Annotated in this window: 13 protein-coding genes; 8 read left to right on the top strand and 5 right to left on the bottom strand. The window is 68.2% G+C overall.

Features of this window, described 5'->3' with window-relative positions; all coding sequences use genetic code 11:
- Both FQU96_RS00730 and FQU96_RS00725 read right to left on the bottom strand, forming a co-directional pair.
- Complete coding sequence (locus tag FQU96_RS00730; RefSeq protein WP_146538926.1) at positions 1–729, bottom strand: anti-sigma factor domain-containing protein; 729 nt, start codon at positions 727–729, stop codon at positions 1–3.
- On the bottom strand, positions 726–1,340 hold the full coding sequence (locus tag FQU96_RS00725; RefSeq protein ID WP_370461332.1) for a sigma-70 family RNA polymerase sigma factor: 615 nt from the start codon (positions 1,338–1,340) through the stop codon (positions 726–728). Before FQU96_RS00725 ends, FQU96_RS00730 begins: the two co-directional genes overlap by 4 nt.
- A gap of 186 nt (positions 1,341–1,526) precedes the next feature.
- On the opposite strand from FQU96_RS00725, the gene FQU96_RS00720 reads away from it, so the two are divergent.
- From FQU96_RS00720 to FQU96_RS00705, 4 genes are all read left to right on the top strand, one after another.
- Positions 1,527–2,306 (top strand): DUF4394 domain-containing protein, encoded by a 780-nt coding sequence (locus FQU96_RS00720; protein ID WP_146538925.1) that lies wholly within the window; start codon positions 1,527–1,529, stop codon positions 2,304–2,306.
- A 111-nt stretch (positions 2,307–2,417) separates the two neighbouring features.
- Positions 2,418–3,206, top strand: coding sequence for an imidazole glycerol phosphate synthase subunit HisF (gene hisF / locus FQU96_RS00715; protein WP_146538924.1), 789 nt, complete (start codon positions 2,418–2,420; stop codon positions 3,204–3,206).
- Between the two features lie 83 nt (positions 3,207–3,289).
- Positions 3,290–3,724, top strand: a complete 435-nt coding sequence (locus FQU96_RS00710; RefSeq protein WP_146538923.1) for a phosphoribosyl-ATP diphosphatase — start codon at positions 3,290–3,292, stop codon at positions 3,722–3,724.
- Between the two features lie 59 nt (positions 3,725–3,783).
- On the top strand, positions 3,784–4,494 hold the full coding sequence (locus FQU96_RS00705; RefSeq protein ID WP_146538922.1) for an HAD family hydrolase: 711 nt from the start codon (positions 3,784–3,786) through the stop codon (positions 4,492–4,494).
- Between the two features lie 35 nt (positions 4,495–4,529).
- Here FQU96_RS00705 and FQU96_RS00700 read toward each other — a convergent pair whose 3' ends face one another.
- Positions 4,530–5,423, bottom strand: coding sequence for an OmpA family protein (locus FQU96_RS00700; protein ID WP_146538921.1), 894 nt, complete (start codon positions 5,421–5,423; stop codon positions 4,530–4,532).
- Positions 5,424–5,459: 36 nt separating this feature from the next.
- The gene (locus tag FQU96_RS00695) at positions 5,460–5,717 is read right to left on the bottom strand and encodes a DUF6489 family protein (RefSeq protein WP_146538920.1); all 258 of its coding nucleotides are present in this window, start codon (positions 5,715–5,717) and stop codon (positions 5,460–5,462) included.
- Between the two features lie 137 nt (positions 5,718–5,854).
- On the opposite strand from FQU96_RS00695, the gene FQU96_RS00690 reads away from it, so the two are divergent.
- The 4 genes from FQU96_RS00690 (at position 5,855) to FQU96_RS00675 (ending at position 12,682) form a co-directional block, all read left to right on the top strand.
- On the top strand, positions 5,855–7,093 hold the full coding sequence (locus FQU96_RS00690) for a diaminopropionate ammonia-lyase (RefSeq protein ID WP_178130222.1): 1,239 nt from the start codon (positions 5,855–5,857) through the stop codon (positions 7,091–7,093).
- 10 nt (positions 7,094–7,103) lie between these two features.
- A complete protein-coding gene (locus FQU96_RS00685) occupies positions 7,104–9,176 on the top strand; it encodes a thioredoxin domain-containing protein (RefSeq protein ID WP_146538918.1) in 2,073 nt (690 codons plus the stop codon).
- 126 nt (positions 9,177–9,302) lie between these two features.
- Positions 9,303–11,753, top strand: coding sequence for a DUF3772 domain-containing protein (locus FQU96_RS00680; protein WP_178130221.1), 2,451 nt, complete (start codon positions 9,303–9,305; stop codon positions 11,751–11,753).
- Positions 11,753–12,682 (top strand): alpha/beta fold hydrolase, encoded by a 930-nt coding sequence (locus FQU96_RS00675; protein WP_146538916.1) that lies wholly within the window; start codon positions 11,753–11,755, stop codon positions 12,680–12,682. The genes FQU96_RS00680 and FQU96_RS00675 overlap by 1 nt, the downstream gene beginning before the upstream one ends.
- 146 nt (positions 12,683–12,828) lie before the next feature.
- Here the strand turns inward: FQU96_RS00675 and FQU96_RS00670 are convergent, their stop codons facing one another.
- Entirely contained in the window at positions 12,829–14,274 is a 1,446-nt protein-coding gene (locus FQU96_RS00670) for a heme biosynthesis protein HemY (RefSeq protein ID WP_146538915.1), read from the bottom strand.
- Between the last annotated feature and the right edge of the window lie 20 nt (positions 14,275–14,294).

Genomic DNA, 14,294 nt, shown 5'->3' with positions numbered 1-14,294 from the left:
TCAGTTCGCCGGCGTCATGGCACCCTGCATCACGACCGGACCGGTCGGCAGACCGGTGGGTGAACCGCCGAAGGGCTCGACGGAAATCGCGAAACGCTGGCGGATCTGGTCCGGTGAGAGGTTGCGCAGATCCAGGCGGATGGTGCGCACCTGATCCATCAGGCCGATGGCGACCGGTGCCGGCTTGGCGGTGGAAATCGACCACAGCTGCAGGGATCTGCCCTGCGGTATCGGCGCCATCTCGAGCGGGATCAAGGTCACGCGACCGTCGGCATAGGCGTGCATGACGGCACCGGGACGACCCGCATCCGTGGTCAGCACGGCCACGAAGGCCGGCTGAGCCACGACCGCCGGGCGCAGTCCGACCAACATCACGAACAGCGCCGCGGCAGCGACAGCCGCCGCCGACAGCCCGCGCCAGAACGCGAGGCTGTCCCACAGCCACGACAGCAGCCCCGACTGTGTGGCGGGAGCCGCGCGGGTGGCGGCCGGTGCTGCCGAGGGCAAGGCGAGGCCCGACGCGATCCGCGACCACAACGCCTCGTCGGCCTGCTGCGGCACCGCGGTCATGTCCAGGTCCGCCAGACGTACGCGCCACGCGGCGACGGCCTGAGCGAAGGCTGCGTCGCTGGCCATCCGGCGCTCGACGTCGGCGGCTTCGGCACCGCCCAGCAGGCCCAGCACGTATTCGGCCGCCAGCGCGTCACGATCGTCGTCGCGGTCGGTCATCCCAGACACTCCCGCAGCGCCAGCGCGCCACGCCGAATCCACGACTTCACCGTACCCAGAGGCACACCCTCGCGCGCCGCCAGTTCGGTATGGCTGAGCCCGTGAACATAGGTCAGCACGATCAGCTTGCGCGCCCGTTCCTCCAAATGCTCCAGGCAACGGCGCAGGCTGCTGGAGTCCGACAGTTTCGTCACGATATCGTCCGAGCTTTCCTCGCTGACCGTCGCGGTCGGATCGCCGTCGGCGTCGAGCTCAAGCCGCCGTTCGTCACGCAGGATGCTGATGGCGCGATGGCGCACAATGGCATAGATCCAGGTCCGACCGGCGCCGCGGGCGGCATCGAAACTGGCGGCGCGTCGCCAGATCTGAACGAACGAATCCTGGACCACTTCCTCGGCCAGCGCACGGCGGCGCACGATCCGCTGCGCGACACCGATCATCCGCGGCGCCTCGCGCTCGAAGATTGCGCGCAGCGCTCCCGCGTCGCCGGCAGCACATCGGCGCAGGGCCTCCTCAACGTCCAGGTCGGTGGCCTGCTTCATGAGTCCCCAGTCCGTTCGGCCACGCCATACCACCCGACCGGCCGGGTAGGTGATGGACACTGGCATCATGACGGTCCTCATGCGCGTGGACAATTCTCCTTCGCATAGACGTGTCCGCGCGCCTTGGATGCGTCGAGGTGAATACGATTTCGTGATCGGCTTTGGATGCATCCACCCTGTCGCGACGCTGCGTACCCGACTGGACCGCCCGTGCGCCGACCGTCGTCGCCCGCCGCGGGATCGAGGGAGGCTGCGATGCGATTCGTGAAATTCCTGGCTGCTGCTGTAGGCATCGGCTTGCTGCCGGGCGCGGGCCAGGCTGCCACCGTGGCGGCGCTGACCGGCGATGCGACACTGGCCATCGTCGATACCGAGGCACTGAAGGTAACCCGCACCGTGACGGTCACCGGCGCCGGCGGCCCCCTGGTCGGCATCGACGTGCGGCCGGCCGACGGCGCGCTGTACGGCCTGCTGGCCGACGGCACGGTCGTGACGATCGACTGGACGACGGGTGCCACCGCCCGCAAGGCCAAACTGGAGAAAATGCCGGCCGCCGGTTCCACGGTGACGGTGGACTTCAACCCGGTGGCCGACCGCCTGCGTGTGATCGGCAGCGACGGCAGCAACCTGCGCGCCAATGTCGACGACGGCAAGGTGGTGACCGATGGCAACCTGAAATTCGCCGACAGTGATACGAGCAAGGGCAAGTCGGCCAAGGTGGTGGCTGGCGCCTACACCAACTCGGTCAAGGGCGCGACGCAGACCACGCTCTACGACATCGACTCGACAACCGCCGCACTTGTCAAACAGGCCCCACCCAACGACGGCGTCCTGGGCACGGTGGGCAATCTCGGCATGGCCATCAGCACCGTTGCCTTCGACATCGGGCCTGACGGCAAGGGCGGCGAGGCCGGCTGGCTGCTGGCCGGCGGCACGCTCTACAGCGTCGATCTGGCCTCGGGCAAGACGACCAAGGTCGGCACTATTGCGGGCAATCCGACAGCGCGCGACATGGCCGTCATTCCGGCGAGGTAGCAAAACCGCAACAATCGCGCCCTCCACCTTCCCCCGTCCGCGGGGGAAGGCCATGAATTCCAGCACTCATTAATGCTTGTGTTGATGCAGCGGTGCGGATAGCACCGCTGCATGCTGAAGGTGCGCATCATTCCCTGCCTGGACGTGCACGCCGGCCGCGTGGTCAAGGGTGTGAACTTTGTTGACCTGGTCGATGCCGGCGATCCGGTCGAGCAGGCGCGCGTCTATGACGCCGCCGGCGCCGACGAACTGACATTCCTCGACATCAGCGCCAGCCATGAGGATCGCGCCACGCTGCATGACGTGGTGGCGCGCACCGCCGAGCAATGCTTCATGCCCCTGACGGTGGGCGGCGGCGTGCGCACCGTCGAGGACATCCGCACGCTGCTGCTGGCCGGCGCCGACAAGGTGTCGATCAATTCCGCCGCCGTGGCGCGTCCGGAATTCGTCAAGGACGCCGCGGAAAAATACGGCGATCAGTGCATCGTGGTTGCCATCGACGCCAAGCAGACCGGCGCCGGCCGCTGGGAGGTGTTCACCCATGGCGGCCGCCGGGCCACCGGCCTTGATGCGATCGCCTGGGCCAAGCGCATGACCGACAGCGGCGCCGGCGAGATCCTGCTGACATCGATGGACCGCGACGGCACCAAGGCCGGATTCGATCTGGACCTCACGCGCGCCGTCAGCGATGCGGTGCCGGTGCCCGTCATTGCGTCCGGCGGCGTCGGCGCGCTCGATCATCTGGTCGACGGTGTCGTGCAGGGCCATGCCAGCGCCGTGCTGGCGGCATCGATCTTCCACTTCGGCACATTCACCATCGCGCAGGCGAAAGCACACCTGGCAGAACGTGGCGTTGCCGTTCGTCAAAATACAAACCTGTTCGAAAGTTTACAAAAGTAGCGTACAATTCCTTTTTGGGAAGGCATCGCACAAGACCGACCATGTCAGGTCGGCGCGTCTCCCTCGACGCGGATATGCGGACAATGGCGAAACGCAGACAGAAGCAGAAAAAGAAAGCCGCCAAAGCCAGAAAGAGCGCCACGAAGGATCGGCACGAGTTGCCGCCCAACGAAACGCTGCACATGGTCGACCGGCTGTACGCCACGATCGAGAGTCGCAAGGGCGCCGATCCGACGACGTCCTATACGGCGCGGCTGATGGCGCGCGGCCAGGAGAAGCTGGCGCAGAAACTGGGCGAGGAAGCCACCGAGGCCGTGATCGAGGCCGTCAAGGGTGACGCCGCCAAGCTCATCCTCGAGAGCGCCGATCTGCTCTACCATCTGCTGGCCCTGTGGGCGACCCTGGGCGTCAAGCCGGCCCAGGTGTGGGCCGAACTGGCCCGTCGCGAGGGCATCTCGGGAATCACCGAGAAATCCAACCGCAAGACAGGAAGCGGGTATCAGGGAGCCGGTATCTGAGGATCAGACGTCGGGCCGGTGTGCTATCTGATACCGGATCCCTGACGTATGATGCCGAAATGCTTCCCGCCGCCATCCTGTTCGATCTCGACGACACCATCATCCAGGCCTACGCCAAGCCCGAGGAGGCCTGGCAACGGCTGCTGATGCGTTTCAGTGCCGATCTTGACGACGGCACCGAGGTGACGCGGCTTCACCGCGCCATCCTCGACGAAGCGCGTGGGTTCTGGAGCGATCCGGCCAAGGCGGCGCGGTGGCGCCTCGATATCGCCGCGGCGCGGCGGCTGGTCGTCCGCCAGGCCTTCGCCCGGCTGGCCAAGCCCGATGACGCGCTGGCCGACCGCATTGGCGATGCCTTCACCGAGATGCGGCGCCAGGAATACAAGCTATACCCCGATGCGCACGATACGCTCGACCGCTTGCGCGCCACCGGCGTGCGGCTGGCGCTGGTGACCAACGGGCCTGCCGAAACCCAACGGGCCAAGGTGGCGCGGTTCGATCTCGAGCGGCGCTTCGATCACATCCAGATCGAGGGCGAGTTCGGCAAGGGCAAGCCCGAACCGGAGGTCTACGCCCACGTGGTGCAGCGACTCGGCGTCGCGGCCGGCGCGTGCTGGATGATCGGCGACAATGTCGAGTGGGAGGTCGTGGCGCCGCAACGGCTGGGCATGCGCGGCATCTGGTATGACCCGCACGGCGCCGGCCTGCCGCCCGAGTCGCCCGTCCGTCCCGACCGCATCATCAGTCGGCTAGGCGAGCTGTTGGAGTAGGCGAAACGCGGGCCGGAGGCCCGCGCTCCAGGGAATTACCGCTTCACGATCTCGACCCGGCGGTTGCGGCCGCGGCCGGCGTCGGTGTCGTTGCTCGACAGCGGCGCCAGATCAGCGACGCCGGCCGATGACAGCCGGGTACGATCGGCGCCGGCGCGAGTCACCAGGTCCGTCACGACGGCCTGCGCCCGCTGCTCGGAGAGATTGCGGTTGATGGTGAAGTCGCCCTTGTTGTCGGTATGACCGACGATCAACAGCTTCAGGTCGGGATCGTCCTTCATCAGCTTGGCGAGCTCGTCGATCGAGGCGCGCGACTCGGCCGTGAGCTTGGCGCTGCCGGTGTCGAACTGAATACCGTAGAGCGCGATGCTGCCGCTGGTATCCAACTCGCGCCCGATATCGGCGGCGGCAACCGGACCGGTGGCCGGCGCCGTCGCTGCGGCCGCACAGCGCCCAGACTCGCTGTCCGGTTTCTTGGCGGCGGCCGCTTGGCATTGGCTGAGCTGATCGCGCAGGGCGGCGGCGGTCTGCTCGGCTTCAGCCCGCGCCGTTGCCACCGCCCGCTCGGCTTCGGCCCGCAGCGCTGCGATGCGATCACCGGCGGCAGCCGCCTCGGCCTCGACCTTGGCTGCGGCGATGGCCTTGTTGGCTTCGGCCTGGGCTGCCATCAGCTTGCGCTCGCCCTCCTCGCGCGCGGCCGCCACGGCACGCTCGGCCTCGGCCTTGGCGGCCACCGCCGCCGCCGCGGTGCGCTCCGCCTCGGCACGAGCGGCAGCCAGGGCAGTGTTGGCTGCGTCGCGCGCGGCCGACACGCGCGCCAGCTCCGCCTTCGCCGCATCGCCCACCGACGTGCCCGGTGCGCTCCACAGGGCCAGGGCACCGCCAATGATGGCCAGCACCGCCAAGGCTGCTGCCATGGTCCGGTTCATGTGATGACCTCCCCGATCCGATCCGCCGCCATCGGGTTACTTCTTCTGGCCGCCGGCCAGCGCCGCCAGGTTCTGCCAGAACATCTGTTGCACTTGTTGCATCTGCTCGACGCCCTGCATCGAGGCCGGCAGCCACGTCTTGAAGATTTCCGACGGGTCCATGGCGTTCAAGCTGGTTTTCATGCGCTGTTCGATCTCGGCCAGGATGCGGTCCTGCATCGGCTTGAGGTCCGGCAGCCCGAAGAAAGCCCGCGCTTCCTCCGGCGTGCAGTCGATCTCGACATTGACTTTCATGCGCGCCTCCCGTCGGAGCGCAGATTAGGCGAGGCCCGCCGGGGATGCCAGCCTCGGCGGCACCGGCACCTCGGGTGGCTGGCAGGCCGTCCTTGCCGTGCTATGCCGAGGCCCTGCAACTTTCTCCATCCGGTGCCATGACCCTTTCCTGGCTTGCGCCCAATCCCCGCGCCGACCGCAGCCGCCCCTACGGTCCGGCCCAGCAGCGCGTCGTCACGTCTGCCGGCGTCAGCGACCTGGCGGCCGGCATGAGCCGGTGCCCGGCACACCGGATCACGCCGCTCTATGCACTGCCCGGCCTCGCCGCCCGCCTTGGCGTCGAATCGATCAGCGTCAAGGACGAAGCCCAGCGTTTCGGTTTCGGCGCCTTCAAGGCCTTGGGCGGCGTCAACGCGGTCTACCGCCACCTGGCGACCCTCGTCGCCGACGCCCAGCATCGCACACCCGACTTCGAGGCACTGATGTCGGGCAAGGCGCGCGCCGTCACCGGCGACATCGTCTTCACCACGGCCAGTTCGGGCAACCACGGCCGGTCGGTGGCCGCCGGGGCCCGGCTGTTCGGCTATCGCTGCGTGATCTTCCTGCCGGCATTCGCCAGCGCCGAGAAGGAAGCGGCCATCCGCCAGCGCGGCGCCGAGATCATCCGTATCGACGGCGACTACGAGGCGGCGGTGGCGCGCTGCCGCGAGGTCGCCGCGGCGAACAGCTGGGTCGTGGTCTCCGACACCTCATGGGACGGCTACGACAGGATCCCGGCCGACGTCATGCAGGGCTACAGCGTGCTGGCCTTCGAAGCGCTGCAACAGTTTCGCGCCGCCACGGGCGCTGCGGCACCGACCCACGTCTTTGTGCAGGCCGGCGTCGGCGGCCTGGCGGCGGCGGTGATCGGCACCCTGTGGCAAACACTGGCGGCAGCGAGACCGGCTTTCGTGGTGGTCGAGCCGGCCAGCGCCGACTGCTGGTTCCAGAGCAACAAGGCTGGCCAGCCGGCCCTGGCCAGCGGCGATGCGACCACGGCGATGGGCGGCCTCGCCTGCCGTGAGATTTCGCCGATGACGTGGCCCGTGGTCGGCGACGGCACCGACTGGTTCATGACCATTCCCGAAGAGGCCGTCGCACCCGCCATGCGACAACTGGCACGACCGGAACCCGGCGATCCTGTGATCGTTGCCGGTCCGTCAGGCTGCTCGGGCATGGCGGCGCTGCTGCGGGTGGCGGCGGAACCGACGGCCCGCTCGGCACTGAGTCTCGACGCGCGATCGCAGGTATTGCTGATCAACAGCGAGAACGCCAACGGCGAACCGGCCCTGTTCGAGCAGGCTGCCGGGATGACCGCGGCCGAGGCAACCGCCGCGATGAGCCACTCGCCACGCTAGGGAGCCCGCGATGAACACCATCGATGGCCGCAACCGGTTGGCCGACGAGACCAGTCCGTATCTGCTGCAGCATGCGGACAACCCGGTGCACTGGTGGCCGTGGGGCGAAGCGGCGCTGGCCGAGGCGAAGCGGCGCGACATGCCGATCCTGCTGTCGGTGGGCTATGCCGCCTGTCACTGGTGCCATGTGATGGCGCACGAGAGTTTCGAGAGCGATGACGTGGCCGCGGTGATGAACCAGCTGTTCATCACCATCAAGGTCGACCGCGAAGAGCGTCCGGATATCGATGCGATCTATCAGCAGGCGCTGGCACTGCTGGGCGAGCACGGCGGCTGGCCGCTCACCATGTTCTGCACGCCCGACGGCGAGCCCTTCTGGGGCGGCACCTACTTTCCGCAACCGGCGCAGTATGGCCGGCCGGCGTTCGTCGACATCCTGCGCAGCGTGGCCAACGCCTACCGGGAAAAGAAGGATGCGATCGAGGAGAACCGGGCGGCGCTGCTCAAAGGCCTGCGCGAGCGGGCGCGCAGTCGCGCCGCCGACGTCCCGCCGGGAACGGTGGCGCTGCCGCTATCGCTCTTCGCCCAGGTTGCGACACGGTTGGCCCGGGAGGTCGATCCGGTCTGGGGCGGCATCGGCCAGGCGCCGAAATTCCCCAACACCACCGTGTTCGAGCGGCTGTGGCGCAGCTGGCTCGCCGGCGGCAAGAGCGAACGCGCCCTGTTCGACGCCGTCACCGTGACCTTGGATCGCATGTGCCAGGGCGGCATCTACGATCACCTCGGTGGCGGTTTTGCGCGGTACGCCACCGACACCGAGTGGAAGATCCCGCATTTCGAGAAGATGCTGTACGACAACGCGCAGCTGATCGACCTTCTGGTGCTGGTCTGGCAGGAGACGAAGAGCCCGCTCTACCGCGCGCGCATTGTCGAGACCTGCGACTGGGTCCTGCGCGAGATGACGGCGGCCAACGGCGCCTTCGCCGCGACCTACGACGCCGACAGCGAGGGCGAGGAAGGCAAGTTCTACGTCTGGCGCGCCGCCGCGATCGACGCGACGCTCGGCGTCGAGGGCGGCGCGTTCTTCCGCCAGGTCTATGACGTCAGCGACGACGGCAACTGGGAACACGGCAACAACATCCTGCACCGCAATCGCACGCCGGCCTTGCTGTCCGATACCGATGAAGCCCGGCTCGCCGGTCTGCGGCTGCAGCTCAAGGCCGTGCGCGACAAGCGCGTCTGGCCGGGCTGGGACGACAAGGTGCTGGCCGACTGGAACGGGCTGATGATCGCGGCATTGGCCAACGCCGCGACCGTCTTCGACCGTCCGGCGTGGCGCGCCGCTGCCGTGCGTGCCTTCGAGGCGGTGTGGACGACGATGCGTGGCGATGACGGACGGTTGTTCCATTCCTGGCGCAACGACATGCGCAAGCACCGCGGCACGCTGGACGACCACGTCAACATGGCGCGCGCGGCACTGGTCCTGTTCGAGACCGGCGGCTATAGCGCGTATCTGGACGCGGCGCGCGCCCTGGTCGAGGTGCTCGATGCGCACTTCCTCGACGCCGATGGCGGCGGCTATTTCTTCACCGCGGCCGATGCCGCCGACGTCATCGTCAGGCGCAAGGATGCGCACGACAACGCCGTCCCCGCCGGCAACGGCACCGCGGTCGGCGTCCTGGCGCGGCTGTGGTCGCTGACCGGCGAGCCGCGCTATCGCGAGCGCGCCGAGTCCGTCGTTGCCGCCTTTGCCGGCGAAGTCGAGAGCAACTTCTTCCCGCTGATGACCCTGATGAACAGCGCCGAGTTGCTGCAGTCGATGGTCGACATCGTGATTGTCGGCCCGCCGGACGATGCGGCCACGCGCGCCCTGATCGCCGCCGTTCACGATCGGTCGCTGCCCGACAAGGTCGTGCGCCTGGTCGCGCCGGGCGCTGTCCTGCCCCCGACTCACCCGGCCGCCGGCAAGGGCATGGTCGGCGGGCGGCCGGCCGCCTATGTCTGCCGCAACATGGCCTGCTCGGCCCCGGTCACCGATGGCGCCGATCTTGCAGCAATGGTGTCAGCCCCTTCACAAAACTGACGCGGTCGCTTCTCCGGCAAAATGCCGCCTTGAGTGAACTGCGTGTCCCGCTGCAATGTGGCCGCCAGGATGGCATGGCACATTGCTCGTTGCAGGATGATGGACACTCTTTCTGGCGTCGCCTCTATGCGCTTCTTTCTGCGCGTTGCCCTCGTCGCTCTTTTGTGGCTGGCGTGGTGGCCTGCGATCACGCTGGGGCAGGTCACGCCGGAGCCGAAGAAGGGCGAGCGGCCGTTTGCGCAGATGGCGGAGACCTGGACGCGCACGCTGGACCGGGTCGCCCAGGAGACCGGACGTCCCAATCTGATCGACGCCGAGATCGAGCGCCTGCGCGAAGAAACGACCGAGACCCGGCAGGCGGCTGCCAAGGCCGCCGCCCAGGCGCGCGACGAGGCCACCGCCCTGCGCGCATTGCTGGCGCCGCTGGAGGCGCAGCCGGGTGGAACACAGGGCGCCAAGCCGCCGGACAGCGGCACGACCGACCAGACGCCGGAGTCGGAGGCAATCAAGGCACAGCGTGATCGCCTGCGCTCCGATGTGGCCCTGGTCGACGCCCGGGTGAAGCAGGCGGAACTGATCGTGGCCCGGGCCGATCAGCTGGTCGCCCAGCTCACCAAGGTGCGCAGCGACCGGTTCGCGCGCACGGTCCTGAAACGCGGGCCCTCACCACTGGTGCCATCGACCTGGCTGGGCCTGGGGCCCGATATCCAGTTCGCCTGGACGACCCAGATGGCGTCATGGCATGCGCTGGCGGAGTCCGGGGTGCTGACGGCGGCCCTGCATGACGCCGAGCGCCGCAGCAACACGATCGTGAGTGTGATCGGGTTGACGTTGGCGTGGCTGGGCCTGGTCTGGTTGCGCCGTTACTTCAAGCGCAGCGTAACGACATCGGAACCGTCGTACCGCGATCGCGCCATAGCGGCCGTGCTTGACGGCATCGGCATGGTGGCCTTGCCGGTGCTGGCGGTGCTGCTCGCCTTGTCGTGGCTGCCGTCCGTCGAGACGTCGCCGGAACCGCTGCGACCAGCCCTGGCCACGCTGGTCAGCATCGCCCAGAATGTGAACTTCTTTCTCATCGTCTACGGACTGTCGGAAGCCAGCCTGACGCCGACACGGCCGACATGGCGCTTGTTGCCGTTCTCGGCCGACAGCGCGCGTGTCTTCTGCGGCCGCATCCAACGGCTGGCCGGGTTCGTCAGCATTGCCGTTACCGTCGCCACGTTCTGGCTGCTGGAGCTGCCCACCGGACCGGCCGAAGTCGCGCGCCTGGCGTCCGTCATCGGGCTGATCGTCGCCGCCGGCCTGCTGATCTTCGGGCAGCCGACCCTGCGATCCAACGCCTGGCAATCCAGCGAGACCACCGATAGCGGCGCGCCGCGCCTGATCGGCGATTATCCCTGGCTGCTGGGCCGCCTGGCGCTGAGCGTTACGCTGATCGCGATCGTGGCGACGGCGTTGCTGGGCTACACGGCACTGGCCGTTCACGCCAGCGGCGCGCTGCTGTCGTCGGCGCTGATCATCGTGATCGCCATGGTGCTGCACGCCCTGGTCCACGACGTCGTGTATGCGGCCAGCGCGCCGGAAACGCCGCCCGGCCGGTGGATCCGCCGCGTGTTCGGCCTGGCGCCTGATGCCGCCATCCATGGCCCGTTCCTGATCGTCGTGCTGGTCGACCTGGTGCTGCTGGCTGGCCTGGCCGTGATCCTGCCTGTGGTCTGGGGTGCCGACCCTGACGACATCGGCGACAAGGCCCGGCGGCTGATGGAGGGTTTCTCGATCGGCCAGCACCGGATCTCGCCGATCGACATCGTCATTGCGATCGGGCTGTTCGTGGCCGCGATCACGCTGGTGCGTGTCGCCCGGCGTGCGCTGCGCGATCGCTTCCTGCCGTCGCTGAACATGCAGGACGACATCCGCCTGACCATCGATTCGATGGTGAGCTACGTCGGCTTCGTCATCGCGCTGCTGTTGGCGATCTCGGCCCTGGGCATCGACTTCACCAATCTGGCCCTGATCGTCGGCGCGCTGTCGGTCGGCATCGGTCTTGGCCTGCAGAACCTGGCCAACAACACGATCTCCGGCGTGGTGCTGCTGCTGGAACGGCCGATCAAGGTCGGCGACCGGGTGATCGTCGGCAAGCATGAGGGCATCGTGCGCCGCATCAACGTGCGCGCCACCGAGGTCGAGACCGGGCAACGCGCCATGGTCATCGTGCCCAACAGCGAGTTCCTGCAGAGCGCCGTCGTGAACTGGACCTATGCCGACAATGTCGGGCGCATCGACCTGCCGATCACCGTGGTCCACGGCAGCGACCCCGAGAAGGTCGAAGCGATCCTGCGCCAGGCGACCGAGAGCAATCCGCACATCGTCGGCGTGCCGCGACCGGTCGTCATGTTCAAGACCATCACCACGCTGGGCCTGGACTTCGAGTTGCGCGCACACGTCGATAACGTCGCCAACACCGTCACGGCGCAGAACACGCTCAACCGCACGATCATCGCCAGCCTGGCAGAGGCCGGCATCGACCTCGCCACGTCGCCACAACTGCCACAGCGACCGGCACCGGCGGCATCGTGATGCGCCGCTGGCTGTTGCGCCTCGCCGGCGTCATTATCGTTGTGATCGCCGGGGCCGCCGCGATCCTCTACACGCCCGAGATTCCGGTCCAGGCGCTGAAGGCGCAGTACACGACGGACCGCTCGCAGTTCATCGACATCGACGGCGGCGCCATCCACGTCAGGGATGACGGCAACCGGCAGGGCCCGGTGTTGATCCTGGTGCACGGATCGAACGGATCGCTGCAGGTCTGGGAGCCGTGGGTGCAGCGGCTGGGCGACAGCCTGCGCATCATCAGCCTCGACCTGCCGGGCCACGGCCTGACCGGACCGTGGCAACGCAACGACTACTCCATCGCCGCCTATGCCGATCTGGTGCCGAAGATCGCCGACCGGCTGAACATCGCCCGGTTCGCGGTCGGCGGCCACTCGATGGGCGGCGCCGTGGCGTGGACGGTCGCGGCGCGCCAGCCGCAGCGCGTCAGCCAGCTCATCCTGGTCGACAGCGCCGCCTATCCTCGCGATTCCATCCCACCGCTGTCGCTGCGGCTGGCGCAGATCTCGGGCGTCGGTGAGGCCATCGCAATGCTGAAACCGCGCTGGATGGCAGCGGATACCCTGCGCGCGACCTACGCCAATGCCACCCGGCTCGAGCCGGCGCAGGTGCAGCGCTACCACGATCTGCTGCGCCGCGAGGGCAACCGCGCCGCGACACTGCAGCGCCTGCGCACCGCGGTGCCGCTGGATCCGGCACCGCTGAAGGGGCTCACCATACCAACGCTGATCCTCTGGGGTGCGCAGGATCGCTGGGTACCCCAGAGCGACGCGCGGCGCTTGCACGCCGACATCGCCGGCAGCGAACTGGTGATCTACGACGGTACCGGCCACGCCCCGATGGAGGAACAGCCCGACCGCAGCGCGGCCGACGTCCGCCGGTTCTTGCTGAAGTAACACATCGTCCTGTGATCGTATGGGCGCACGCCTGTCATCCCGAGCGCAGCGAGGGATCTTTCCGGGCTGTGGACGATCGAGAAACCGCCGAAAGATTCCTCGCTACGCTCGGAATGACAGCTGTGCGCTCCAAAAAGCACAGCTTGTCAGGACGACGACGGTGCCATGCTCGCCGGCGTCGGTGATGCTGCCGGCGTCTTTTCAGCCGGTGGCGGTTCGGGTGGCAGGATTTCCTGCTCCGGGCGCAGACGCAGCGTACTGGTGGCGGCGGCCGCCGCGACGGCCTGGGCCGAGGGCGGCGGCATGCGCCATTCCGCCGTACCGAAAGCGCCGCACGAATCGCAGACGGCCTGCCAGCGATCGTGAACCGCGGCGCAGCTGCGGCAGCGCCACTGGCGATCTCCCGGCGAGTCGGCCGCGCGCGACAACCACTGGCGTACCTTCTCGCCGTCGCCATACTCCTGCTCTTCCAGGTCGGCCATGAGACGACAGAGCCGGGTCGGCGCATCGGACCGCTCGGCGCCGGCGGCCACGAGATGGCGGCGTGCCTCGCCCCACAGGCGCGCTTCCAGGCACTCGCGCGCCAGCGCAATGCGGCTGTCGAGATCATCGGCGTTGCTGGCCGTCAGCCGGTTGAGCGCCTGCACCCGCTTCAGCGGATCCTTCTCGCCGACCGCCGCCAGATAGAGCTGCGCCAGGTCGGGATGCGGTGAAGCGGGCCAGGTGCGTTCGATGGCCTTCTGCGCCTTGCGGCCATCGCCGCGCTTGATCAGCAGCTCGGCATAGCGATACGCCACCGGCTCGCGATCCGGTGCCAGCGCGACCGCGGCCTTGGCATGATCGATGGCGTCCTCGTCGGCGCCACCGCGTTCGGCGGCACGGCTGCGTTCCACCAGCAGGAGCGCGTTCAGCGTGCGGCCGCGTTCGGGATCGACGATCTTGCGCTTGAGTCCGACCTGCAGCGTCTCCTGCGCCTCGCGCCACTTGCCGGCGCGCGCCTGCATGTCGAACAGCGAGCGCACGACCCAGGGCGTGTCGGGCCGACGCTGGAAGGCCTGCTCGGCATAGGCCAGCGCCTTGCTCGAATCGCCGTCCTTCAGCGACTGCATCAAAAGCCCACGCAGCCCGAGGAACGCCATCTGCGGGTCATCCAGCATGGCGGCGAAATAGCGCTGCGCCGCATCGCGGTCGCCGGCCAGCTGTGCCGCCTGGGCCGACAGCAGACGGGTCAGCGGCGGCTCCTCGAGCAGCTTCTCGGCCAGGCGGGCATTGCGTTGCGCCTCGACACCATCGCCCGCAGCCACCGCGACCATGCCCTGGGTCAGCGCGCGATAGCCTTTGCGCCGGCGCGACTCGCCCCAGATATCGAACACGGTGGATGGCGCCCCGCGCAGCCAGCGCCACAGCGCATAGAGCAGCGCCGACACGACGCACAGCGCGACGATCGTGATTAGCACGATGCCGACACTGGTATCGAGGCGCCAGCCCTGCCACTGCACCGTGACCAGACCCGGGCGTTCGGCCAACCAGACGGCCGCGATCATGGCCACGACCAGCAACACAAACCAGACCAGCGTCCGCAGGAAAGTCATGCGTGTCGATCTCCTGCTGC

This window comes from Reyranella sp. CPCC 100927, from assembly GCF_007859315.1.
Taxonomy (GTDB): Bacteria; Pseudomonadota; Alphaproteobacteria; order Reyranellales; family Reyranellaceae; genus Vineibacter.
Note: the sequence above shows the minus strand (reverse complement) of the source record. Positions and strands in the feature narration are given on the sequence as shown.